This window comes from Paenibacillus sp. P4_E11, from assembly GCF_056401635.1.
The window spans coordinates 1-24,120 of sequence record NZ_JBFUIX010000091.1 but is presented as its reverse complement, the minus strand read 5'-3'; the positions used below and the strand labels follow the sequence as shown (position 1 = coordinate 24,120).

28 protein-coding genes and 1 other RNA gene are annotated in these 24,120 nt (G+C 49.8%); 20 read left to right on the top strand and 9 right to left on the bottom strand.

Translation table 11 applies throughout. The features are described 5' to 3' along the window. Window positions 1-179: 179 nt before the first annotated feature. Window positions 180-614 (bottom strand): peroxiredoxin, encoded by a 435-nt coding sequence (locus tag AC1DWB_RS25700; protein ID WP_477543943.1) that lies wholly within the window; start codon window positions 612-614, stop codon window positions 180-182. Window positions 615-784: 170 nt separating this feature from the next. Here AC1DWB_RS25700 and AC1DWB_RS25695 point away from each other — a divergent pair, with 170 nt between their 5' ends. From AC1DWB_RS25695 to AC1DWB_RS25670, 6 genes are all read left to right on the top strand, one after another. Continuing rightward, entirely contained in the window at window positions 785-1,183 is a 399-nt protein-coding gene (locus AC1DWB_RS25695; RefSeq protein WP_477543942.1) for a GntR family transcriptional regulator, read from the top strand. After that, window positions 1,170-2,054 (top strand): ABC transporter ATP-binding protein, encoded by an 885-nt coding sequence (locus AC1DWB_RS25690; protein ID WP_477543941.1) that lies wholly within the window; start codon window positions 1,170-1,172, stop codon window positions 2,052-2,054. The genes AC1DWB_RS25695 and AC1DWB_RS25690 overlap by 14 nt, the downstream gene beginning before the upstream one ends. Continuing rightward, window positions 2,044-3,048, top strand: a complete 1,005-nt coding sequence (locus tag AC1DWB_RS25685; RefSeq protein WP_477543940.1) for an ABC transporter permease — start codon at window positions 2,044-2,046, stop codon at window positions 3,046-3,048. Before AC1DWB_RS25690 ends, AC1DWB_RS25685 begins: the two co-directional genes overlap by 11 nt. Before the next feature lie 15 nt (window positions 3,049-3,063). Beyond that, window positions 3,064-3,498 (top strand): hypothetical protein, encoded by a 435-nt coding sequence (locus AC1DWB_RS25680; RefSeq protein WP_477543939.1) that lies wholly within the window; start codon window positions 3,064-3,066, stop codon window positions 3,496-3,498. 135 nt (window positions 3,499-3,633) lie between these two features. Continuing rightward, window positions 3,634-4,173 carry an NADPH-dependent FMN reductase gene (locus tag AC1DWB_RS25675; protein ID WP_477543938.1) on the top strand — a complete coding sequence of 180 codons (540 nt, stop codon included), beginning with the start codon at window positions 3,634-3,636 and terminating at the stop codon, window positions 4,171-4,173. Window positions 4,174-4,291: 118 nt separating this feature from the next. After that, a complete protein-coding gene (locus tag AC1DWB_RS25670) occupies window positions 4,292-5,455 on the top strand; it encodes an MFS transporter (protein WP_477543937.1) in 1,164 nt (387 codons plus the stop codon). A gap of 119 nt (window positions 5,456-5,574) precedes the next feature. On the opposite strand, the gene AC1DWB_RS25665 is transcribed toward AC1DWB_RS25670, so the two are convergent. The 4 genes from AC1DWB_RS25665 to AC1DWB_RS25650 all read right to left on the bottom strand — a co-directional run bounded on the left by AC1DWB_RS25665 (window position 5,575) and on the right by AC1DWB_RS25650 (window position 8,448). Further along, window positions 5,575-5,763, bottom strand: coding sequence for a hypothetical protein (locus AC1DWB_RS25665; protein ID WP_477543936.1), 189 nt, complete (start codon window positions 5,761-5,763; stop codon window positions 5,575-5,577). Between the two features lie 243 nt (window positions 5,764-6,006). Then, window positions 6,007-6,843: a YitT family protein gene (locus tag AC1DWB_RS25660; RefSeq protein WP_477543935.1), complete on the bottom strand. Its 837-nt coding sequence runs from the start codon at window positions 6,841-6,843 to the stop codon at window positions 6,007-6,009. A 153-nt stretch (window positions 6,844-6,996) separates the two neighbouring features. After that, window positions 6,997-7,851 carry a DUF4247 domain-containing protein gene (locus AC1DWB_RS25655; protein WP_477543934.1) on the bottom strand — a complete coding sequence of 285 codons (855 nt, stop codon included), beginning with the start codon at window positions 7,849-7,851 and terminating at the stop codon, window positions 6,997-6,999. Window positions 7,852-7,890: 39 nt separating this feature from the next. After that, window positions 7,891-8,448 (bottom strand): DUF4178 domain-containing protein, encoded by a 558-nt coding sequence (locus tag AC1DWB_RS25650; RefSeq protein ID WP_477543933.1) that lies wholly within the window; start codon window positions 8,446-8,448, stop codon window positions 7,891-7,893. Window positions 8,449-8,841: 393 nt separating this feature from the next. Here AC1DWB_RS25650 and cshA point away from each other — a divergent pair, with 393 nt between their 5' ends. The 10 genes from cshA (at window position 8,842) to AC1DWB_RS25600 (ending at window position 17,928) form a co-directional block, all read left to right on the top strand. Continuing rightward, complete coding sequence (gene cshA, locus AC1DWB_RS25645; protein WP_477543932.1) at window positions 8,842-10,449, top strand: degradosome RNA helicase CshA; 1,608 nt, start codon at window positions 8,842-8,844, stop codon at window positions 10,447-10,449. A 195-nt stretch (window positions 10,450-10,644) separates the two neighbouring features. Next, complete coding sequence (locus AC1DWB_RS25640; protein ID WP_477543931.1) at window positions 10,645-11,505, top strand: YesL family protein; 861 nt, start codon at window positions 10,645-10,647, stop codon at window positions 11,503-11,505. 120 nt (window positions 11,506-11,625) lie between these two features. Next, window positions 11,626-11,809: non-coding RNA, 6S RNA (gene ssrS / locus AC1DWB_RS25635), on the top strand. Window positions 11,810-11,916: 107 nt separating this feature from the next. Then, window positions 11,917-12,576 (top strand): fructose-6-phosphate aldolase, encoded by a 660-nt coding sequence (gene fsa / locus AC1DWB_RS25630; RefSeq protein ID WP_477543930.1) that lies wholly within the window; start codon window positions 11,917-11,919, stop codon window positions 12,574-12,576. Between the two features lie 122 nt (window positions 12,577-12,698). Beyond that, complete coding sequence (gene sleB / locus AC1DWB_RS25625; RefSeq protein ID WP_477543929.1) at window positions 12,699-13,457, top strand: spore cortex-lytic enzyme; 759 nt, start codon at window positions 12,699-12,701, stop codon at window positions 13,455-13,457. Window positions 13,458-13,528: 71 nt separating this feature from the next. After that, window positions 13,529-14,503: a class II fructose-bisphosphatase gene (glpX, locus tag AC1DWB_RS25620; protein ID WP_477543928.1), complete on the top strand. Its 975-nt coding sequence runs from the start codon at window positions 13,529-13,531 to the stop codon at window positions 14,501-14,503. A gap of 246 nt (window positions 14,504-14,749) precedes the next feature. After that, window positions 14,750-15,523, top strand: coding sequence for a DeoR/GlpR family DNA-binding transcription regulator (locus AC1DWB_RS25615; protein WP_477543927.1), 774 nt, complete (start codon window positions 14,750-14,752; stop codon window positions 15,521-15,523). Between the two features lie 100 nt (window positions 15,524-15,623). After that, window positions 15,624-16,490, top strand: coding sequence for a class II fructose-1,6-bisphosphate aldolase (gene fba / locus AC1DWB_RS25610; protein ID WP_477543926.1), 867 nt, complete (start codon window positions 15,624-15,626; stop codon window positions 16,488-16,490). After that, window positions 16,490-17,422: a 1-phosphofructokinase gene (gene pfkB, locus AC1DWB_RS25605; RefSeq protein ID WP_477543925.1), complete on the top strand. Its 933-nt coding sequence runs from the start codon at window positions 16,490-16,492 to the stop codon at window positions 17,420-17,422. The genes fba and pfkB overlap by 1 nt, the downstream gene beginning before the upstream one ends. A 116-nt stretch (window positions 17,423-17,538) precedes the next feature. Continuing rightward, complete coding sequence (locus AC1DWB_RS25600; RefSeq protein WP_477543924.1) at window positions 17,539-17,928, top strand: DUF1499 domain-containing protein; 390 nt, start codon at window positions 17,539-17,541, stop codon at window positions 17,926-17,928. 88 nt (window positions 17,929-18,016) lie between these two features. Here AC1DWB_RS25600 and tpx read toward each other — a convergent pair whose 3' ends face one another. Next, a complete protein-coding gene (gene tpx / locus AC1DWB_RS25595; protein ID WP_477543923.1) occupies window positions 18,017-18,535 on the bottom strand; it encodes a thiol peroxidase in 519 nt (172 codons plus the stop codon). A gap of 154 nt (window positions 18,536-18,689) precedes the next feature. After that, window positions 18,690-19,112 (bottom strand): WGxxGxxG-CTERM domain-containing protein, encoded by a 423-nt coding sequence (locus AC1DWB_RS25590; protein ID WP_477543922.1) that lies wholly within the window; start codon window positions 19,110-19,112, stop codon window positions 18,690-18,692. Window positions 19,113-19,268: 156 nt separating this feature from the next. Here AC1DWB_RS25590 and AC1DWB_RS25585 point away from each other — a divergent pair, with 156 nt between their 5' ends. Together AC1DWB_RS25585 and gltC are read left to right on the top strand one after the other, a co-directional pair. After that, window positions 19,269-19,871, top strand: coding sequence for a rhomboid family intramembrane serine protease (locus AC1DWB_RS25585; RefSeq protein WP_477543944.1), 603 nt, complete (start codon window positions 19,269-19,271; stop codon window positions 19,869-19,871). A 14-nt stretch (window positions 19,872-19,885) separates the two neighbouring features. Beyond that, window positions 19,886-20,779 (top strand): glutamate biosynthesis transcriptional regulator GltC, encoded by an 894-nt coding sequence (gene gltC / locus AC1DWB_RS25580; RefSeq protein WP_477543921.1) that lies wholly within the window; start codon window positions 19,886-19,888, stop codon window positions 20,777-20,779. A gap of 85 nt (window positions 20,780-20,864) precedes the next feature. Here gltC and AC1DWB_RS25575 read toward each other — a convergent pair whose 3' ends face one another. Then, window positions 20,865-21,551, bottom strand: a complete 687-nt coding sequence (locus tag AC1DWB_RS25575; RefSeq protein WP_477543920.1) for a zinc metallopeptidase — start codon at window positions 21,549-21,551, stop codon at window positions 20,865-20,867. A 24-nt stretch (window positions 21,552-21,575) separates the two neighbouring features. Next, window positions 21,576-22,055 carry a MerR family transcriptional regulator gene (locus AC1DWB_RS25570; RefSeq protein WP_477543919.1) on the bottom strand — a complete coding sequence of 160 codons (480 nt, stop codon included), beginning with the start codon at window positions 22,053-22,055 and terminating at the stop codon, window positions 21,576-21,578. Window positions 22,056-22,318: 263 nt separating this feature from the next. Here AC1DWB_RS25570 and AC1DWB_RS25565 point away from each other — a divergent pair, with 263 nt between their 5' ends. Continuing rightward, on the top strand, window positions 22,319-23,704 hold the full coding sequence (locus tag AC1DWB_RS25565; protein ID WP_477543918.1) for an ammonium transporter: 1,386 nt from the start codon (window positions 22,319-22,321) through the stop codon (window positions 23,702-23,704). A 21-nt stretch (window positions 23,705-23,725) separates the two neighbouring features. Next, window positions 23,726-24,120 (top strand): DUF294 nucleotidyltransferase-like domain-containing protein (locus AC1DWB_RS25560; RefSeq protein ID WP_477543917.1); only part of this gene is annotated, 395 nt, incomplete at its 3' end.

Here is a 24,120-nt window from a genome sequence, read left to right as displayed (position 1 = left end):
GTGGAGAAGCGAAGCGTCCGCCTTTGAAACCGATTCCTAACCACGACAACATTTCAATCAAAGGAATCGATTTCAACAGCGGGTGGAACCTCCTGTTCACTCCCTCCCCACACGCCAAACTGAACACAACCACCAAGGACCTGGCCGTATGTCGGGTTTTTCTTGTTATCCTCGTTCTGTTAAGATTTCATGACCGCTACGATGTCTTCGGTTGGCGGAGTGCCCTTGCGGGCGAACGCAATGTTACCGTCCCGGCCGATCACGTACACGATTCGTTGCTGCAGGAACAAGCCGAGCATCTTACCGACGTCGTATGAGCGACGTATAGCATTGTCCGAGTCGGATATGATCGGGAAATCGTAACCATGCTTGGCAGCGAACGCCTTGTGGGAGTCAAGGCCGCCTTGATTAACGCCGAAGACGATGGCATCGTGCCTAGCGTACAACGCCTTGGAATCGCGCACGGCGCATAATTGTGCCGTGCAGCCAGGCGTATCGTCCATCGGGTAGAAGATGAGGACGATGGGCTGCTTACCGATATAATCGCTGAGCTGGATTGTACCTATCGTGCTGTCTRCCGTGAATAATGGAGCAGGCTGGCCGACTTCGAGCATGTGGAATTCCTCCTTGGTTTTGAATCGATTATACCTTGTACGTTGATAGGAAGCCAATGAGGGGTGCTCCCCATGCGAATTCGAGCATTGACACCTTCGTGTATACGTTGTACTATGTGTACTATAAACAGTAGTACACTACTCGCGAAAAGGAGTTGAACCGATGCGCCATGATCCAAATTAGCGAGAGAAGTCTTCTGCCGATCTACGAACAGATCGTGCAACAAATGAAAGAACTGATCGCCAAGGGGGTTCTCCAGGAAGGAGATAAGATCCCGTCTGTGCGGGAGCTGTCTGCCCAACTGCTAGTGAATCCGAACACAGTGGCGAAGTCGTTCCAGGAACTTGAGCGGCAAGGGGTCATCGTTACCCAGCGCGGCAAAGGGACATTCGTGGCGAAGCGGGCTGCGGCTCCTGGTATGGAACGCGAGAGAATCGAGCATCTGCAAGCAGAGCTGCGCAGTGTCGTTGTAGAGGCCAGGCATCTAGGAATTAGTCGGGAACAGTTCGTGACCTGGGCTGATGAAGAATGGAAACGTTTTGGAGGAGATGAAGATGTTAACGGTTAGGGGAGTAAGGAAGTCCATCGAGAACCGAGTTGTGTTGGAGCACGTACACTTCGCGTTGACACCGGGGAGTGTAGCGGGGCTCATCGGACGCAATGGAGCAGGGAAGACGACGCTGCTTAAGACGATGGCGGGTATTCTGGACCCGGACCAAGGTACGGTAGAATATGCAGGTACCGCAATTCACGCACATCCGGAAGTGAAGCGGAACATCGTGTTCGTGCCGGATACACCGGAAGCGTTCTACAGCTATACGCCGCAAGAAAGTGCGAAGCTGTACAGGATGATATACCCGGAGTTCGATACGAGCTTCTTCAACGATACGATGCAGCGATTCGGCTTGTCGCTGACACGTCGAGTCAGGCAATTTTCCAAAGGAATGCGCATGTTGTTCAACATCACCCTCGGACTTGCCACACGCGCCAAGGTAGTCCTGTTGGATGAGCCTACGAACGGAATTGACCCGATCGCCAAGAAGCAAGTGTTGACGCTTCTGCTTGAGGCGGCGGAGGAAGGTGTTACACTGGTCATTTCCTCACATTTGCTGGACGAGCTGGAGCGGATTACCGATACGGTGTTGCTAATGAAGAATGGCTCCATTGAGCAATCCATGTCAATGGATACTACAAACGGCAGTGTCATTAAGCGGCAAATCGTGTTCAAGGGTAATGCGCCAGAAGCATGGTTGGCTCGCGAAGATGTGTATGTGCTGGATCACATCGGGCGTGTCTATACCGTATTGATTCAGACGGAAGATGGAACGAGTGCGCTTCATGATCTCACGGCCGCCGATCCACTGCTCAACGAGTCGCTCCCCGTGAAACTGGAAGACTTGTTTATATGGAAGCTGGGAGGTCAGGCGAATGTGGATTAAGGCACTATGGTGGAAAGAATACAAGCAAGTAAAGTGGCTCATCTGGTTATTTCCGCTTGTCAATTTCTTAGGTCTTGGGCTGCAGCGGCTGGACAAGTGGTTCCTGGACGATGACAGATTCATTCAACAAGCTCTTCGACACGTAACGGACACGTCAAGCGCCTATAACGGCGGTAACTTGGAGAGCACATCAAGAGTACTGCTAACCATCCTGCTTACTATTCTTGCTGGAATGATTATTGGTTCTGAGCGTCGGAACGGCGTACAGGAAATGACCTTCGCCTTGCCTTATTCCAGGTCGCAGCTGTTCTGGACCAAGTGGATGCTCGGTTTCGCTCTTATCTTTTCATCTGTTCTAGTGAATACGGTCATCGATATGACAATTGTGCTTAATTCACCGATCAGTGAATATTTCCACTTCCGCTATCATATGTTCCAGCTCTTGTACAGCTGCTTCATCTTGTTGTCTGTGTACAGCACGGTCTTATTCATTGGAACACTTAGCGGCAGCATGGCTTCGCAAATGATTTTTTCCATCATTCTTGCTTTTTTTCCGATTGGCTTGACGCAGTTGATTCAACAATTTCTCCAAGTACACAAAATCGGGTATTCGAGTTACTACTCGTATGGATACCGTCCATTCGAACAGTGGATGAACAACGTTTCCCTGCTTCAATATGTGCACATGGACTTGGAGCATACCCGTACATTGTCCATTACAGTGCCAGCTTTATATTTACTCATCGCTACCATTGGCGGCTATGCAGCTTATAGGTGGAACAAATGCGAGAACAATGGTAAACTGATGCTTTTTCCGATAGGGGAGACCGTTCTGAAGATCGGCTTTGTCATCTGCACGTCCCTGCTGGGGGCTGCATTTCTGAGCAGCATATTCCGTAATGAGTTGGCATCGTATTACATCGGTCTTCTCTTATCACTTGTGCTTAGTACGATATTGATCCGACGATTGACGAGAGTACGTTGGAAAGTTTAACGGAAGGGGATTAGGATGAATAAGATGCTTGATTATAAGCAATTGCTGTCATTGCTTCTCATCGTCGTCCTGTTGACAGGATTCAGCTACGGGATACAGCCCGGACGGCAGGACATCAAAGAATCGAACGTAAGCTCGGTCGCGGTGGATGATCATTCCCAAGGCATGTACGAAGCATATCGAGACACGGAAACGATCCGTGCAGCAGTCAGAAGTGTTACGGAGATGACTTTATCCGAGAATCGTACGAACCGCCCATCGAACAATGAGAGAACCTCCTTTACTGTTCGAATAAGCTTCAAGGACGCCTCGACCCGAACGTATTACGTGGAGTATTACAAGAACGACTCTACGGTCTACCTGCATCCACTAAATTCAGAGCAAACGTATGAGATTGCCAAAGACATCATCGCTCCAGTTCTGCAAGAAACTCTCAAAAAAGCAGGTTGATTCGCCATATAACCGCCCCTGGCTTCTAAGCGAAGCCTCGGGTGGTTTATTGTTGTTTCGAGTTGCTGAGGTTGCATCGAAGGAGCAACCCTACTAATATGTATAGTAAGTATATAAAGTAAGGTGGAATTACAGATGCATATAGCAATCTTAGCTGGGAGCAACAGGAGAGAAGCCACAAGTACGAAGTTATGTTTGTATTTGAAAAGTCAGCTGGAGGAGATGGGCTGTACGGTCACCCTCATCGATCTGTATCGTACCCCGCTGCCCTTCTACACTTCTGATAACAAGGCACCGAACGACGTGAACCTAATTAACTTGAAGATGACAATGCTGCAAGCCGATGCGATCGTGCTTGGTACGCCGGATTACCATGGAGGGATGTCGGGTGTGTTGAAGAATGCGCTGGATCATCTCGGCTCGGAGCATTTCGACAGTAAGGCTGTGTTGTCCGTCAGCTCCTCGGGAGGAGCGGTCGGTGTTAGCCCGTTGCAGCAGTTGCAAGTCACCGTCCGCAATGTGCATGGAATCAACTGCCCGGAGTGGATATCCATCGGCGCCGAGAACCGGGTGTTCGACGAAGGGGGAGCGCCAGTGAATGCGAAGATCAAGGAGAGAGCACTCAAGACGCTGCACTACTTCGTACAGATGGCGGGTAAGCTGAGAAGCAAGTAATGGGCGTCTGGAAACAGCTCCATCCACTTTTGTAGAATTGTGTTGAATTATGGCGATACATTCGGTTAGGATTAGAAGGAAACTGCACTACTATCCTAGTTATCGAAGCGGAGAAATCATGAAAGGTAAGCCTGATCTTGCTACTCTCAAAGGAATTGTATTCTCATATTACGCGATCCAGGCTGTTCTTCTTCCTTATTTGCCGGGGTATTTCGGTCTGAAAGGATACTCGGCTGTACAAATCGGCTGGCTGATGAATATCGGGCCGTTCATGGCGATGTTCGCTCAACCGGTGTGGGGTATGATCAGCGACCGATACCGCACGTTAAAGGGCGTCATCATCTTATTGTGGGGACTCACCATCGTTTCCAGTATCGGGTTATTCACGATGGATTCATTCCCCGTTGCAATCTTAACCGTGCTGCTGCTGTATTTCTTCATGTATCCGGCTGTGCCGCTGCTTGACAATCTGATTGTCAAATCGGTGCAAGGGTCGGGCAAAAGCTACGGATCGGTCCGGTTATGGGGCTCGATCGGTTTTTGTGTGGTCGCTTTCAGCAGCGGGTATGCACTCGAATGGATGGGCGGGGTCGAAGGGATCCGCTATTTATTCTGGGGGTTGTGGATCGTCCCGTTCTTGTTAATTATCCGATTTAAGGATCAACCTGCAGCGAATAGCAAAGCCGCGCAATTGAAGGACCTGACAATCTTGTACCGGAATCGACGGTTGCTGTGGTTTCTGGCCCTCGTATTGCTCGTTTCCATCCCGCATCGGATGAATGATGTGATGTTCACACTAGTCCTAAGCGATCTTGGAGCAACCGAGCGTGGGCTCGGATTGGCCTGGTTCTTCGCAGGTGTGAGCGAAATTCCGACATTCGCGCTGCTCGGCCGTTACATGTATCGGTTCAATGAGCTAACGATCATGGCGATCGCTGCCCTGATCTATTCCCTGCGCTGGGTCGTATATGGAGTCGTTAGCGATCCGAGCGTACTGATTGTGCTGCAGGCGGGACACTCGATCACTTTCGCGGTATTCTGGATCGCAGCGATTCAATATTTGGTTAGACTTGTGCCGGAGGAGTTCGGTTCCACGGGGCAGGCGATCTTGTCTTCGATCTTCCTGGGGTTAGCCGGTATTATGGGTGGACTAGGCGGAGGCTGGGTGATGGAGATGTGGGGCCGAACGACTCTCTATAACTTGGGAGCGGTCATTTGCTTGGTCGGGGCCTTGCTTCTGTATGGAACTCAGTTGTTATGGAAAAGAAAAGGTATAGCGTAATCCAACTCGGGGTGAACGCGCAAGGATAAACGTCTAACGGCGTCCTTTGACGCCGTGCGTTTGCCGAGACGATGAACAATCAGCGTAGTTAATCATTCTGAATCGTAAAAAAAGACGCCTTAGTGAAGAAAGGCGTCCTTTTGGTGTTCGGAAATACTGTACTGAATAATTTCCATTACGTCTTCCGTTTCCAATGCTTCCAGACCATTCCGGAGCACAATCTCCGAATTCAGCTCGCTATGGCGAAGAAACGGATACAGTTCTGGTGTCAATTTCATCACAATCCTGGACAGTTTAACGGTTTCCATCTTCGTCACCTTCCAATCCTTCGAAGTTAAATTCGCGATCAGAAAATACAAAATTTGGAGCCAATCGGCAAACCAGAACTATATGAAATTACAACCCCAGTATAACATAATTCAAGCCGGAATGATGTATGATTTTACATGGAGACATGCCCTTTTTTACCAGTTCTGGGGCCCCCGCAAAGTAATCGGAATAAGCTTCGGAGGCCTCACGTCACTTTGTGGGGTTGTTTTACCAGTTCTGACCTATTTCATCCTCCGGAACTCGCCGATCACTTCTACCGTCTCTACGATGTTCACCCATGCCTTCGGATCGATGTCGCGAATAATTTTGCGAAGCTCCGCCAATTCATAGCGAGTCGTCACCGTCATCAGCATATCCTGTTGCTTGCGCGTGAATGCGCCTTCCGTCTTCACAAGGGTTACCCCGCGCGGCATTCGATGAAGTCGTTCAATAATCTGTTCCTTGAATTGCGTAATGATGAAGGCGGTTATCTTGAGCTGGCGAATATGTATGGTGTCCACGACTTTCCCGGCGATGTAGATGGAGAGCATGGAACGCAACGCCAAATCCCAGTTGAGCAAAGATCCGAGGACAAAGACGACCGCAGAATTCAACAGGAAGATCGAGGTGCCCAACTGAAAATTACGGTTCATCGTCAAGATGTAGCCGACAATATCGAACCCGCCGGAGGAACCTCCAGCACGTAAGGTGATACCGGCGCCAACCCCGATCAATACACCACCGAATACAGCGCCTAGCAATGGGTCCTGGTTGAAGTTGTCGCTCGGAATGAGCTGCAAGAACCAAGAGGTCATAATGACTGAGATGATGCTATATAGTACGAACCGCTTTCCGACAACGACCCAACCCCAGATCAGAATAGGCAGGTTGAATACGAAATAGAGCATGCCAATGTTCCAATTGGTGAAGTAGCCCACAATCATTGCTATACCCGACACGCCGCCGCTCAGCAACTGATGCGGGATCAGGAATTTGTTGAAGCCCGTCGCAATCAATAGCGCCCCGAATGCAATCGTAAGTGTATTCAGAACAGTACGGACCGAAAGTCGATTGTGCATGCGCCATCCCTCCTTGGCTTAGTATGCCAGATCATGGATGGATTCTATGTATAAAAACCTCACACCTATTACTTTGTGGGGCCCCCGGAACTTAATACAAAACCGCTGACCGGATGGTCAGCGGTTTTGTATGCTTGTATCGTGGTGGATCTGTTAGCGTTTCTTTGATGAGAAACCACCCGAGCGGCTCGATGTTGACGGCTTGCTTGACGATTTCACAGAAGGTGTCGATCCATCGTTCTTACGAACCGAAGAAGATGAGCTGCTCTTCGATGAAGAAGATGAGCTGCTCTTCGATGAAGAAGATGATGTGGACTGCTTGGTCGTGAACGAGYCGGTGCTACCCGAATTGGAAGGCGTTGTTGCTGCCGATCCAGAACTGCTCGACGAGCTGGATTTGTCCGTCTTGTCACTTGAACTGCTAGAACTTCCGGTGCTGTTCGACGAGCTCCCTGTACTGCCCTTGGAGCTGAAGCTCCCGGTTCGATCCGTCGTACTTGGCTTGCTCGTATCCGATTTGTTTTGACTTGTCGTCGTCGTGCCCTTGCCAGAGGAGCCATAGCCTTGATAGCTTGGACTACCTCTTGAAGAGGATTGCTTCGACCAGGCGTTGCCGAATATCGTGTCGATCAGCATAGCGGTCATATAGCCTTGCAGGAAGGAAGAATCGTAATGCTGCTTGGCATATTCAATGGAATCGATCTCAACTAGTGTATTCTTCTCGTTCGATGGGTCCTTCTGAACGTTAATAATGCGGTTGTCATACACCAGAAACATTTGATCCGTACTGTCTTTGCTAAGTTCTTTCGGTTTCTCTTTATCAGCAATCTCTTTCGCTGTCTCAGGAACAGATTTGCCCTCAACCAAATATATTTTAGCTGCCGACTTGCCTTTCCCGTCGACATCGACAAGTGGATACGATTCCTTCACATAGCTGCTGGCATTCGTACAGCCTGTCATCAAGGCAGCCATCAGCAGGAAGGCGATCCATAGGCGCCATCGTTTCATGGGGCGTCCACCTCCTTGCATAGTCGGTAATTAGTGTGATTAACGGGTTGTCGTTGGCCTCGTTGACTGCAGTCGCTTAATCTCAGCGGTGGGAACCCGATTGCCTTGCATGGCAATGAATTTGCCATCTTGCCACTGCAGGAAGAAATGCCTTTCCTGATCGGCGAAGTAGCGCCAGAATAATACTTCATCACCATTGCGGAAGTCGGTATTGCCTTCCGTGCGACTTATGTCCTTGCGGTCATATTCCAGCTCGAAGGTCGTCTCACCGTCCAGCACCAGCTTCGTTGGCACATCACTTGGATCGTCCAAGGCGCCCTCCAGAAATTCGCACAGGAAGGCATCCATCGTTCGCCCTTTCTCTACGATCAGGCAGTCGATCTTACGGCCATTCTGAATATAGTAGGCGAATCGATGTGGTGCATAACCGCGATCGAAGTAAACGACCTTGCCGGTCACGACATATTCCTCCAGATCCACGCTAATAATATCACCTACGGCCGCAGCTTCCAGGGGATGCACGGCAAGAGCAGGGGAAGGGTCGGGTTTCTTGGATTGTGTTCTCAGGATAGAGCCAATTCTTTTCCAAACGGACATAGGTATTCTCTCCTCATGGGCCATTTCTGGTGAAATGTTCTTTCCTCATTATACGGGAAAACAAGGCCAACCGTTGCAAAAATTTAATGGGAGTGAGAAGCTTTCCTCTGTAATTTTCGCAGGTAGGTGATGGGGCACTGGAAATGTACATGAAGGCTGTGTTATACTGACATAGATATTCTTAAGTTCGGCTAGTGTTTTCCATAGTGGAAAATGCTTTTTTTTGCGATTTGCGATCAGCAAGCTGATCTTGGGCGGACGATGCTACGTGCCAGTTGGAAAAAGGTACACTATTCGGAGGATCCGATGTCATCAATAAAAGTCGTGCTTAAGGGTAAATTTAATACTTGGTAAGGGATATTAAAGCCCTTAGAGTAAAGGAGTATAAACAATTTGAAAGCTTTTGCAGATTTTGATCTAGACCCGAAGGTATTACGCGCGATTACGGAAATGGGTTTCGAGGAGTCCACCCCAATTCAGGAGAAGACGATTCCCCTGGCAATGGAAGGGAAAGACTTGATCGGTCAAGCACAGACGGGTACTGGGAAGACCGCAGCGTTCGGAATTCCAGTTATCAACCGGATCGAAGTGACGGAAGATCGGATCGTAGCCTTGATCATGTGCCCAACACGTGAGCTCGCCATCCAAGTGGCTGAAGAAATTAGCAAGTTGGGTCGCTTCAAAGGAATCCGTTCGTTGCCGATCTATGGCGGTCAGGATATCGTGAAGCAAATTCGCGCGCTGAAGAAGAAGCCGCAGATTATTATCGGTACACCTGGACGTTTGCTCGACCACATCAACCGCAAGACGATCAAGCTGGACAATGTATCCACCGTCATCCTGGACGAAGCGGATGAAATGCTGGATATGGGTTTCATGGAAGACATTCAATCGATCCTCAGCCTCGTGCCGGAAGATCGCCACACTATGCTGTTCTCGGCCACTATGCCGGAGAACATCAAGAAGTTGGCTAGACAGTTCTTGCGTGAGCCTGAGCACGTATCGGTTATTCCGAAGCAAGTTAGCGCACCTCTGATTTCCCAGTTCTACATCGAGCTTCATGAGAAGCAAAAGTTCGACGCCCTATGCCGTCTGATCGATATGGAATCACCGGATCTGGCGATCATCTTCGGTCGTACGAAGCGTCGGGTTGATGAGCTGTCCGAAGCTTTGCAGAAGCGCGGCTATTCGGCTGAAGGACTGCATGGCGACTTGTCACAGAACCAACGCGATCATGTTATGCGCAAATTCCGTGACGGCAGCATTGATGTCCTTGTAGCAACTGACGTAGCAGCACGCGGTTTGGACGTTTCCGGCGTGACACACGTTATCAACTTCGACTTGCCGCAAGACCCTGAGAGCTATGTTCACCGGATCGGTCGTACTGGCCGTGCTGGACGCGAAGGAAGCGCATGGACATTCGTTACTCACCGTGAGATTGACCACTTGCACTTCATTGAGAAACTCACGCGCCATAAGATTTCCCGCAAGCCTGTGCCTAGCATGGCCGAGGCAATCGAAGGCAAGCAGCGTGTAACGGCTGAGCGCATTCTTGAAGTCGTAAATTCTGACAACTTCGGTGAGTTCAAGGGCATTGCCATTCAACTGTTGGAGCAATATGATTCCGTACAGCTAGTTGCTGCAGCATTGAAGCTGATGACCGGTGAGAAGCGCGATGTCGAGATCGAGCTGACACCAGAAGATCCGCTTCGCGCTAAGAAGCGTCGTCCAGACGTTCGCAGCTCCGGCCGCAGAATGCCGGGCTCGTACGTTCGCGACGGTCAAGGTAGCAGCAGCAGTGCCGGCGGAAGCCGTGGTGGTTATGGCAGCGGCCGCGGTGGTTATGGCGGCAGCAGTGCTGGTGGCTCGTCCCGTGGCGGCAGCAGCCGTAGCAGCAGTTACGGCGGCAGCCGTGACGGTGGAGAGCGTCGTCGCAGCGAAGGCAGCGATTATGATCGCCGCAGCAAGCCGAACGGCTCGAAGGAATTCGTGAATAGCTAATAAAAGTTACAGCCCTTGCAGGGAGCAATCCCTGCGAGGGCTGTTTTTTGTGCAATGTCGCTTCGTTTCGGCCATGTTATGCCCTGCATTGCTTCGTGGGTAGACGATTTTCGAGTAGCTTCAACATTTTTTTGCTTTTCCCGAACCGGATAAGTTATTATTGTAGTGGACAAGAGCTCGAAGGAGGACATGGGATTGGAATTTCGTGGGATTATGGGTGGGTTTTACCGAATTTCGGAATGGATCATGAGACTGTCAGTTATTAACGTATTGTGGATCGTATGCTCATTCCCATTCTTTTATCTGGTGTTGGCCGGGCTCATTGCCGCATCCGAAAATCCGGATGTAGGCGTGCAATCGCTTACTCTAATCGCAGTTGTGACGCCGTTTACATTATTTCCCGCGACTGCGGCGACGTTCACTATAGCTCGCAAATGGGTAACAGGCGATGCCGATGTGCCTTTATTCAAAACATACTTTCGGGGATATAAGGAAAATTATTTGCAAAGTATGCTTGGTGGTATCTTCTTCATCCTGTTCTATGTAATCGTATACGTCAATTATACGTTCTACATGAAGCAGGGGAATACGTTAAGTTTATTATCGATATTATTTATTATTTTGCTCGTCATCTTGTCGTGCGCGATGTTCCATTTCTTCTCGCTGATGGTTCATTTCCACATGAAATTTTTTCAGTTGTTGAAAAACTCGGTTCTGATTACGATAGGCAATCCACTCACTACGATCATGCTTATGGTCACGAATGCCGCCATTATCTACATCAGTGCGACCAAGTTCACATTCCTGATCCCGTTCTTCATGGGGAGCTTGATCGCGACGGTGTCCTTCTTCTACTTCAACCGGATCTTCGATAAAATCAAGACAAGGGCGGAGCGCGAACAGAAGGCACAGGAAGAACGAGAAGCTCAGGAAGAAGCCGAACGGTTGGAGGCTGAAGCTGCGCAAGGAGACACAGTACGTTTACCGGAAGCGGAAGCGGAAGCGGATACTAGTGTGGAGCGTAGGGATTCGGATGGCGAGTCAGAGCGGCGCTAGAATTCCCTATGTTTACGAACAAGGAAATGTTTCACTGCAAGGGAAATAACATTCGTTGGTCATTGGTTTACTTTTGTAAATGCAACGCCTATAATAAGACTACAACCGAATGAACAAGTGAACATCCTGCGATGTTCGTCACGATTTTCCGAATGTTTTAAACCAATGAAACATTGTTCGGGAGTTCAACATCGCCGTCCCGATGACATGCCCTCAAAAAGGGACTTCAGATTGACGGCTGCGGACACCCACCTGCGAGAGCGGGTTTGAAACAAGAAAATCGAACGACATATGCGGGTTTTTTTATGCCTTTTGCTGCTCACTGCCGGATAACACCAATGGGATCGACCACAACACGATGGAAATCCGGGTCCAGCAAGCTAACTATACTCAGGTGGTGAACCCGTACTTATGAAAATTTTTATCGACACAGCGAATGTAGAAGAAATTCGGTCCGCTCACAAGCTTGGCGTGTTGGCTGGACTGACGACCAACCCATCCTTGATTGCTAAGGAAGGCAGAGATTTTTTCGAGACATTGAAGGAAATAATTGCGATTGTGGGGAACGAAATTCCGATTAGTGCGGAAGTGATTTCCTTGCAGGCCGATGAGATGGTGGAGCAAGGTCGGAAGCTAGCTGCGATCAGCCCTAACATCGTCGTGAAGGTGCCGATGACCGCAGATGGACTTCAGGCAACAAGACAGCTTACAGACCTTGGTATCAAGACGAATGTAACGCTCATCTTCAGCTCGACTCAAGCGATTCTGGCTGCTCGTGCAGGTGCAACGTTCGTATCCCCGTTCATTGGAAGACTCGACGACATCAATCAAGTGGGTATGAATCTCATTCGCGAAATTAGCCAAATATTCCAGGTACACGGGATCGAGAGCGAGATCATCGCTGCCAGTGTTCGCCATACCGCGCATGTGATTGAAGCCGCATTATTGGGTGCTCATATCGCTACGCTTCCGTATAAAGTGATCCAGCAAATGATCAAGCACCCGTTGACCGATCAAGGCATCGAGAAATTCACGGCCGATTGGGAAAGCGCGAAGTTAAGCAAGTTCTAGAACGAGCTGTCGGATCGGAATGTTAAGCTATATAAGCTGAATAGAATACAAATGTTCCCTTCATACTAACGGAGATGCTTGAGGTTAAGCAGACTTTGTTGGATATGGGGGTTTTTTGTGTTATGAGGAACACAGATCGTGTCCGGACAAGCTGGTTCGTCATCGGTTTCTTCGCCATTATTCTATTGGCGGCGGTTTGGCTGCCGAAAGCTACATACTCCTTCGGCAAGGTCAATTTTGGCTACGGGGCTAAAGGTTCGGATGTGTTGGAACTACAAGGTAGGCTTGCCTACCTGGACTATTACCGCGGCCCCATAGATGGGGATTTCGGATCTCAGACGCTGCGGGCAGTGAAAGACTTTCAGTTCAAGTTCGGCATGAAAGTCGATGGGATTGTTGGAGCGAAGACGAAGTTAAGACTATATAACGCGACGACAAACTGGGCGCCTGGCGGTCCAAGTGGAGCGGGCGGGACAGGTGGAACAAGCGGTACTGGCGGTGGCTCGCTGCCGAGTGGGTCATCGGTGAGTGACCAGGATATCCGTCTGATGGCACAAGCCGTGTATGGCGAAGCGAGAGGAGAGCCGTATATCGGCCAGGTGGCCGTCGCTGCGGTTATCTTGAATCGTACGCTCAGTTCATCGTTCCCGAACACGATTTCGGGGGTTATTTTCCAGCCAGGAGCATTCACTGCGGTAGCTGACGGACAAATTTGGCTCACACCGAATGATACGTCATTGAAGGCCGTTCGTGATGCCATAAATGGCTGGGATCCAAGTGGCGAGGCGTTGTATTATTTCAACCCAGAGACGGCCACATCAGCCTGGATATGGACTCGACCGCAAATCAAGCAAATTGGCCGACACATTTTTTGTAAATGATCTTAACGAATCCCTGTTATATATGCTACAATATATTTTATTAGAGACGTATTATATAAGGGGGATTCGCTGTGGAGAGAGAGCTCGCGCTAGAAGTCGTACGTGTAACAGAGATGGCGGCCTTATCGGCTGCTCATTGGATGGGTAGAGGCAGGAAGAATGAGGCGGACGAGGCGGCTACGAGCGCGATGCGCCGCATGTTCGACACGGTATCCATCCGCGGGACCGTCGTTATAGGTGAAGGCGAGATGGATGAAGCGCCGATGCTGTATATCGGGGAGCAAGTCGGCAGTATGCAAGGGCCGGAAGTAGACGTAGCCGTCGATCCGCTGGAGGGAACGAACATCGTAGCAAGGGGGCTCGACAATGCGATATCCGTACTCGCGATAGCTGGGAAAGGAAATCTGCTGCACGCGCCGGACATGTACATGGAGAAGCTCGCTGTCGGTCCGTCGCTTGTCGGTAAGGTAGATATCAATGCTCCGCTAGAGGAGACGCTGCAGATTGCTGCGAAGGCACAGAAGAAGAAGATCAGCGACCTAACCGTCATGATGCTCGATCGTGAGCGCCACGACTCGATCGTGAAGACGTTGCGCAAGGTCGGCGTCCGTATCAAGTTCATTACTGACGGCGATGTTGCGGGTGCGATTGCGCCGGCGATGGTGGAGAGCGGCATCGACTTGTTCGTTGGCTCCGGCGGCGCTCCGGAAGGGGTACTCGCGGCCGCGGCCTTGAAGTGCTTGGGCGGCGAGCTGCAAGGCCGCCTCATGCCAGGCAACGCGATCGAATACCAGCGATGCGTGTCCATGGGTCTGAGCGATCCGTACAAAGTGTTGACGATGGATGATATGGTAGGACAAGACGACGTGATCTTCGCGGCGACTGGTGTCACCTCAGGCAGCTTCCTGCAAGGGGTACGTTATTTGTCCGGGGAACGGGCGGAGACGCATTCGCTTGTCATGCGTGCGAAGACGCGTACGATCCGCCACATTCAGACACAGCATTACTTACCGAATAAGCAGCTTATCCAGATCGAGCGCTCCTGAGGAGATTGATCGAAATGCAAATAGCTTATCTACTGAAACCCGCCACTTAGGTCGGGTTTTTCTGTTTTGGGTAATGTAGGAGAATGTATAAAGCGAAAGATTGAACCGCGGATGACTTACGAGCTATATTCAACAGATGGCTTTTCTTGTTGCTTAATGCAGCGTTATTGATTATGATCAAAAAAGAAGGAAAATGATCATAAAAAGAAGTTTCAATCAAGCGACCACATTATTCGGGAGGCATTCATGTTCGCCGAAGAACGTTATGTACGTATTATGGAAGTTGTGAATCAAGTTGGCAAAGCAACGGTAGCAGAGTTGAGCGAAGCATTGGGCGTGTCTCAAGTGACCGTACGAAGGGACTTGGAGAAGCTCGAAGAGAAGGAGCTGCTGCTGCGCACGCACGGGGGAGCTATGGCGCTCCACGCTCATGTGAGTGAGGTAGCGCATGAGAAGTCGTTCTCCGAGAAAGCAGAAGCGCTTGTCGAGGAGAAGGAACGGATTGCTGAAGCTGCGGCCAAGCTGGTGAGCGACGAGGACGCTGTCATGCTTGCCCCAGGAACGACCAGCATGTTCATCGCCAAACGACTCGTAGGCAAGAAAGGGCTGAAGATTGTTACGAATGCCGCGAATATCGCCGTTCAGATCGGCAATTACGCCGATCTGGAAGTAATCTTGATCGGGGGTAAGCTGCGCCGCAAGTCGTTCGCACTTGTTGGACCGCTGGCGGAAGAGACGCTGCAGAGCATTCGTGTGGATAAGCTGTTCCTGGGCGTAGACGGCTTCGATCTCAAGGAAGGCCTCACGACGCCTAACTTGGCAGAAGCCAGCATGGATCGGCAAATGCTGGCCATCGCGAAAGAAGTCATCATTGTAGCGGATCATAGTAAATTCGGTAAAGTGTTCTTCTCACACGTCGCACCTCTGCAAGCCGTACATACGGTCATTACGGACCGCGGCCTCAACAAGGAAACGTGCGACCGTATTCGTGATCTGGGCATTCAACTGATCGTGGTATAAAACTTCATCTTGTCACTTGCAAGGTTCATCCGTTACAATAGAAAAAGAAACTAAACGAAACTAAATTATCACAAATGTAACTAAACGGGAGGAAACACTCATGCCATTAATATCATCCACTCCAATGCTCCAGAAAGCCCGTGAGAACGGCTACTGTATCGGGGCCTTTAACGTTCACACCTTGGAAATGCTTCAAGCGGTCGTGGAAGCGGCGGAAGAAACCGAATCGCCACTCATCATTCAATCCACAGTAGGTACTGTCAGGCATCTCGGTCCTGAATATATTGCGGCTGCTGCTACCGTTGCTTCGAACTTGTCGCGTGTGCCCATCGCGCTGCATCTTGATCACTGTACCGAATTCGATCTAATCGTCCGCTGCATCCGTGCTGGCTATACGTCGGTCATGATCGATGCTTCCCATTCTCCATTCGAGGAAAATGTGCGGCAGACGCTTAAGGTCGTAGAAGTGGCCCGTGCAGCAGGTGTCAACGTGGAAGCCGAGCTAGGCAAGGTCGGCGGCGTCGAAGACGATATCGTGGTGGCTGATAACGAGGCGCTGATGGCCGACCCAGACGAGTGTGTGGAATTCATCGAGCGCACAGGCGTACCTACGCTAGCACCTGCAATCGGGACAGCACACGGGATCTATAAGGGCGAGCCGAAGATCGACTTCGACCGTATTAAGCGTATAGCCGATAAAGTGGCGGTTCCACTCGTACTACACGGGGGGTCCGGCATTCCTGAAGAGCAAGTGCGTCGCGCTGTATCGCTCGGCATGGCGAAGATGAACGTGGCGACAGAACTACGCATCGTCTTCTCCGATGCGATTAAGGAAGTATTCGCTGCCAATCCGGATGAGAACGATCCGCGTAAGTACATGGTTCCGGCGAAGAAAGCATTGAAGATAGCGGCGATTGAGAAGATGCGTTTGTGTAACAGCTTCGGAAAAGCAAGAGATTTCCGCTAATGATTACGACGGTCACTTTGAATGCGGCGATTGACAAAACATACTTTGTTGATGGCTTCGAGTTAGGCCGGGTGTCAAGGGTGGGCCGCATGATAAGTTACCCGGGTGGTAAAGGAGTTAACGTCGCCCGGGTAGCCCATCTACTAGGAGGTCCTGTCACAGCGACCGGGTTCGTTGGCGGCAGCAATGGCGGCTATATCGAGCAGCAGCTGACTCAGCAAGGCATCCACAATGATTTCGTACGAGTGGAAGGCGAGTCCAGGCTGTGTCTGAACATTATAGATTCCGTTGGGGGACAGTCAACCGAGCTGCTGGAGCCTGGGCCGGAAATCCAAGTACCGCAAGCCGAAGCGATGAAACGCAAACTACGTGAATTGGCGGAAGGCTCAAGTATCGTTACATTATCCGGCAGTCTGCCGATGGGGCTTCCATCCTCGTTCTATGCCGACTTGATCTCGATCGTCCGGTCTCAAGGCGCACTTGCGTTTCTCGATGCTAGCGGCGATGCGCTGCTTGAAGGCATCAAGGCTAAGCCGTTCATGATTAAGCCAAACGAGCAGGAAGTAGAGAAGCTCATCGGCAAGAAGTTGGAGCGGGAAAGCGATCTGTATGGCAGCATCCATCAGCTTATGCAGGACGGGATCAAGTGTGTTGTTGTTTCACTTGGAGCTGAAGGCTCAGTGGCAGGCTATGACGGTGCGCTCTACCGAGTGCGTGCCCCGCGTATCGATGCCGTGAATACCGTTGGCTGCGGTGATTCCTTCGTCGCAGGCATGGCTGTGTCGATGCAACGCAGCGAAACGTTCGAGCATGCATTGCGGCTTGCTACCGCGACTGGAACGGCTAATGCGCTCATGCCGGAGGCGGGCAACGTCGCGATCGAAGATGTCACTCGTTTCATGGAACAAGTCGTAATCGAAACGATTATCTAGCACATTTTATCCAGCCAATCTCATAGGATTGGCTTTTTTGTTCGGCCTTTTCATGGTAATATGGAATGTAGGACAATCGCATATGATGCGTGGATCGATAGAGGGGGCTAGCACCGTTGTTGAAGAGAACCTTGATTGGACTTATGCGCAGCCATGAGGTGACAGGAGAGAAAGCGAAAGACCCGGCTCTGAAAACCCGCTACTACAAAATTTCGAAAGATCAGCTCTGGGAAGAAGTCGTCACCCTGCTTAAAAAGTTGCCTAAGTATACCGTCCTTCATGAGGTGAAGAATGTCGGTGAGATCGTAGTGACTAAGAAATCGCTGACAGGTCGTACGCAGGACATTACCCTTACTTTATTCGCGATTAACCCGGTGAAGTCAGCAGTCGATATTTACTCGGCTTCCAGAGGTTCATTGGGCGATCTGGGGTCGAATTATCGGACGATTCTGGAGCTGTTCAAGATATTCGATACGAAGTTATCTGCCCATAAAATTGACAAATAAAATCAAAAAACAGCGTCCCAAGGGTTTCCTTGTACGCTGTTTTTTTTGTGTCGTGGGGAAAAGTACCTTATGTAGCGAGCTACATGAATTAGATCAATTTCTTGACTGCTTCGATGGCAGCTTCGTAGTTCGGGTGCTCGGTCATTTCAGGCAAATATTCCACAYACTGAATAATGTTGTTAGCATCGATCACGAAGATAGAGCGCATCAGCAATTGGAATTCCTTAATCACAACGCCGTAAGCAAGACCGAATGACTTCGCTTTGTAATCCGACAGGGTCTCGACTTTGTCGATACCTGCGGCGCCGCACCAGCGGGCTTGGGCGAACGGCAAGTCAACGCTGATCGTCAATATGGATACGCTGTCTCCGAGATTAGCGGCTTCTTCATTGAAACGGCGAGTCTGCTGATCGCAAACGCCTGTATCCAGGGAAGGAACAACGCTGATCAATTTTACTTTGCCGGCGTAGTCAGCCAGTGTTGTTTCGGTCAACAAGTTTTTGTTCACTGTGAAGCTAGGTGCTTGATCCCCTACCTTCAGTTCCGGACCTATCAATGTGAGCGGGCTGCTCTTGAATGTAGCCACTCCTGTACGTTCTTGTGCCAATTGGATCATCTCCTAGTCATTATTATCAGCTTATTTTGCCAATACTAATTATAATCTAACGGTTGAACCATTGTCCAATAGGAACTGAATGCAAATAAAAAAACCGCCTCTGCGTGAAGCGGTCTTTAAAACGGTCTGCTGTCTGACTTATGTCTTATACCGGGTCGCGATTCTCATTACGTCCGCGTCCGAATAGCCCGGCTAAGCCGATTAGCCCAAGCAGCCCGATCCAGCTCCAATTGCTCCTGGCTCCGTCCGTTGCAGTTGCCCGATAATTGTTCGTCCGTATGGTGTTCATGCCAGTACCGGACATATCGTAATGATCGGTTCCCTTGATGGATTCGGTCCCGGTATAGGTATTGGTTCTGGTTGTCCCTGTAGTTCCGGTTGGCCCAGGCGTCACGGGAGTCCCTGTCATGTCCGTACGACCCATATTGTTCGGGTTCAATGTACCGGTTGCCGAGTTGGCAGTCATGGCACCTGTGTTGTTGGTTGCAGCTCCTTCTGCCGAAGTATACAGCGGGGTCAGGAGGCTAAGGGTGCATACCATGCCTGTGATTACGATTTTTCTTAACATCTGCTCATCTCCATTCTTCAGTGGTGTATTCCCATTCATTAGGATTATCAAATGTTGGCATCGTTATCCGGGGATGACAGGAAATATTGGATCATTTGTTGTATGATAGAGGAGACACTAATGTGAGCTACAGATGTATGGCGGGAGGGAACCATTATTTTATTTTTGCGCTATGAAAGCTTGCGGCAATACATCCGGTTATATCCGGTTACTACAGCCATATTACTCATTCAGTTTGTGTTGTTCGGCTGGATGACATGGGTAGGAAGCTCAACCGACGAAGAGACCTTGATTCGTTTCGGTGCCTTGGTGAACGTTCCGCCGTTTGCGGGGGAATACTGGAGATACTTCGCCGCAATGTTCCTGCATATTGGATTTGACCATCTGCTATTCAATAGCTTCTCAATCTTCGTCTTTGCGCCACCACTAGAGCGTCTGCTCGGTCATTGGCGGTATGCGATATTTTACTTGGGGAGTGGCTTGGCTGGCAATTTGATCAGCGAGCTGCTGTTTCGGGGCGTGCACATATCGGCGGGTGCCTCAGGAGCGATATACGGTATATTCGCTGCTTATCTGTACATTGCCATATTCCGTAAGGCTGCCATCGATAAACAATCGGCCACTACGATCAAGACGGTTCTGGTCGTAGGCGTCATCTATTCCTTTCTAATCCCGAATGTGAACTGGTACGCGCATCTAGGCGGGTTTGTAGCAGGTATGCTGCTTTTCCGCCAAATGATTCGAAAGAGATCGGATTAGGAGGTCAGCTTGAGTTGGAACTAAGGCAATTGCAATATTTCGTGAAAGTAGCCAAGAAACAGCATGTGACTCAAGCGGCGGAAGAGCTGCATGTCGCCCAATCGGCGGTCAGTCGGCAAATCCATCAGCTTGAGGAAGAGCTTGGCATGCAGCTGTTCGTGCAGAAGGGGCGCAATCTCCAACTGACGCCGGTGGGCAAATTGTTCTTGAACAGGCTGGAGGAGCTGCTTACCGGTCTAGATAAGGCAGTTATGGAAATGCGTGAGTTTCTGGATCCGGAGAAAGGTGAAATTCGCATTGGCTTTCCTCACACATTAGGCATTAGTCTGATTCCGACGGTTGTGGCGGATTTTCGTGAAGGTCACCCGGACGTCAAGTTTCGATTGAAGCAAGGTACGTTCGCGAGCTTAATTCGCGATGTGACCAAAGGGGATGTCGATTTGGCTTTCATTTCGCCATTTCCGGAGAAGCATGACCAGGTAGCGGGGGAGTTGCTGCTGACAGAGGAGCTGTATGCGGTTTTGCCTACAAGTCATCCCCTCTCGGATCGCGATTTCATCCGGTTGGAGCAGTTGAAGGACGAACCATTCGTCATGTTCAGTGAGAATTATTCCTTGCGTGCCATCGTATACGATGCTTGCAAAGAAGCGGGGTTTACGCCACAGATTGGATTCGAGGGTGAAGAGACGGATACGATTCGTGGGCTCGTTGCCGCTGGAATGGGAGTTGGCTTACTGCCTGAGATGGCTTTAACCGAGATAAGTCCGCTCATGCCTGCCAAAGTGAGGGTGACGCACCCCCAAGTAACGCGTACGATCGGACTCATCCGGCGCAAAGGGGAGAAGTTGCCCTTGGTCGCAGAGATGTTCCAACGATTTCTGTTCGACCAGTTTCTGAACAATAGGTAATAATAATAGTCCCATAACTAATAAAAGCTTCCTTCCGAGCCGTTATCCGGCTTAGGAAGAAAGCTTTTATTAGTTGCTAATGGGATTAGTCGTTATTACGTTGATTGAAGATCATGATGTACTTTAGCAGCTCCAGGAGCGAGATTAATGCGGCTGCCACGTATGTGAGTGCGGCTGCATTCAACACTTTGKCGACGCCCCGTTCTTCTTCGTTCGAGATGAACCCTTCGGATACCATAATTTCACGTGCGCGGTTGCTTGCATTAAATTCTACAGGCAATGTGATCAGTTGGAACAATACCGCTGCCGAGAAGAATATGATCCCAATACCAAGCAAGAAATTGAACTGTTGGAAGATCAAGCCTGCGATAATCATTAAGGGTGCTACCCCTGACGTGAAGTTCACGACCGGGAATAACTTGTGTCGTGCAACGAGCATTGGATAATGAACGCTATGTTGGATAGCATGACCTACTTCGTGACAGGCGACCGAGATGGCCGAGATGGAGCTCTCATAATATACGGGCTCTGACAGGCGAACAACGCGCTTGATCGGATCGTAGTGATYGGATAAGGCACCAGGTACTGGTTCGATCGGAATGTTGTGCAGCCCGTTGTTGTCTAGCATTCTTCTTGCGGCGTCGTATCCGGTCATGCCGGATGAAGCGGCGACTTGAGACCATCGATTAAATGTACCCTTAACTCTGAACTGCGCCCAAATGGAAATTCCGAACGCGATAAAGATTAAAAAATCCATCGGATGAAAAAACATGCCAATCCCTCCAGTAATAGTAGTCTACATAAGTGGACCTTTTCCGAGAAGGATCAACAAGGCTTCAATACAAGCGGCACTTTGCGTAGCCAAGTTGTTGAATACATTCTTGGCTTGCTTCGGCTTCATCTGTGACAGCAGAGGACTGAGTTCCTTTACTTCCCGCTCTAATTGCTTCAAATGGAGTTGGAGTGATGTCAGCTTTTCTGTCACAACTTCGCTTCGGCTTACTTTCTGCCACTGATCCAAGTTTACCTTAATCTCTTCCAGGGTGTATTTCTCTTTCTTCATATGTTCTATACGTTTCAAGCGGGCTACGGTTTCATCGCTGTACAAGCGATAGTTTTTGTTCGAGCGTTTATCTGGCGTCAATAACCCAAGCTTCGTATAATAATCAATCGTGCGCGGGCTCACACTGGAGAGTCGAGCTAGTTCCCCGATTTTATAAAGTGTCGTTACCCCATTTCGCTCCCCCCTTATTATGTCCGGATATGTAGAACCCATTTCATCATACCGAATCAAAACCATACAGTCAAACGTTATGCTTCTACTGAAGATTAGGTTACAAGCCCGTTCCCAGGACTACGTAACTTAATATGACATAAAAAGCTTGTATCTACGAATGATACCGAAAAAATATGAGAGAATGTACGGATTTTTGCTAAAAACAGAAAAAATCCATATTGTCAAATCCATGCGCGCTAGTTATAATGACACTATCGGTTTCATTAAATGTTATAAAAATTGACACGAAGGTGGGTTATTGAATGAAACGGGTACTTTTGATGGCAGCTTTATTATTGATGGCATTTCCGACATTGGCTTTTGCAGCAGGTGAGCCGCCCACGAACGAGCAGTTGTTTCACGCAATTGATGCCGTGTGGGTTATGTTAGCCGCAATATTAGTTATCTTCATGCAAGCGGGGTTTGCCTTATTAGAAGCAGGGTCTACAAGAATGAAGAATGCCGGGCACGTCGCCGGTAAAACGATCTTAACGTTCGGAATCGCCGCTCTGGCCTTCTGGGCAGTCGGCTTCGGATTAGCATTCGGGGACGGCAACAAGTTTATCGGCTTCAGTGGATTCTTCGTGAATGGTACAGAAGAACAGGCCACCGAGTCGTTCGGATCACTCGCCTACTCGATCGTACCGTTCAGCATTAAGTTCCTGTTCCAACTGGCCTTCGTTGGTGTCGCCTTGGCAATCGCTTGGGGCGGGTTCGCTGAGAGAGCTAAACTGTCCGTTTACTTTGTATTCGGTATCTTATTCACCGTAGTCGTGTACCCGTTCGTTGCACACTGGGTATGGGGCGGCGGTTGGTTGGCTGATCATGGTAAGCAAGACTTCGCAGGTTCTACTGTCGTTCACTTGCAGGGCGCTACCGCTGCATTAGTCGCTACCATCTTGCTTAAGCCACGTCTTGGTAAATACAATAAAGATGGTAAGCCGAACTTGATTCCTGGGCATAACCAAGTACTCTCTGTTCTGGGTGTCATTATATTGTGGATCGGCTGGTTCGGATTCAACCCAGGCAGCACCTTGTCTGCTGTGAATGATGGTTTCTTCGGATTCATCGCCTTGAATACGAATCTTGCTGCTGCAGCAGGTGGAGTGGCAGCACTCGTAGTATCCTGGATGTACTTCGGCAAGGCCGACATTCCGAGCATGTTGAATGGAGTATTGGCCGCACTCGTTGCAATCACAGCCTCTTGCGCATTTGTTGAGCCTTGGGCAGCTGTAGTCATCGGTCTTGTGGCAGGTACTCTGACATTCTTCACGGCTCAATGGTTCGAAAGAGCAGGGATCGACGATCCGGTCTATGCATTCTCTGTTCACGGTATTGCTGGTGTGTGGGGTACATTATCGACTGGGTTCTTCGCAGCTCCACGCCTTGTAGAGATTGTGAAGGTTGGTAAGGAAGGATTGTTCTACGGAGGCGGCTTACATCAGCTTGGCGTTCAAGCGATGGGCGTCGGAGTATCCTTCGTCTTCGTCTTCGTTCTCTGCTACGTCATTCTAAGTATTATGAAAGCGACAATGGGGCTGCGCGTTACGGAAGAAGAAGAGATTATGGGCTTGGATATCAGTGAGCACGGTTCATACGGATATCCAGAGCAATTGAAGAAATCAGGCAGCGAGACGCTAACCGTCTAATCCAGGCTGCCGGAGGGGCTCATGGATGGGTATAAAATGTCTCGCTTGGAAGATCGAATCAACCGGGTTGCGAGAATAACGGAACTGCGCAGCCTGCGGGAAGAAATGCTGGAAACATTCCCAGCCCCTCCTGCTCTTCTATTCATCGGGGAATGGTATGACCAATTGAATCGGATTCATGATCAATTTATTAGGAGAACCTTAATTCTTTGCGAACGCAAGCTTCGTGATGAAGGGGAGGGTTCTCCTCCAGTTCCTTATGCCTATGTTCTTATGGGTAGCGGTGGCAGATCGGAACAAACCCAATGGAGCGATCAGGATAACGGATTGGTGTATGCAGACCCAGATGAAGCGGAGTCGGAGGCGATCAGGATAACGGATTGGTGTATGCAGACCCAGATGAAGCGGAGTCGGAG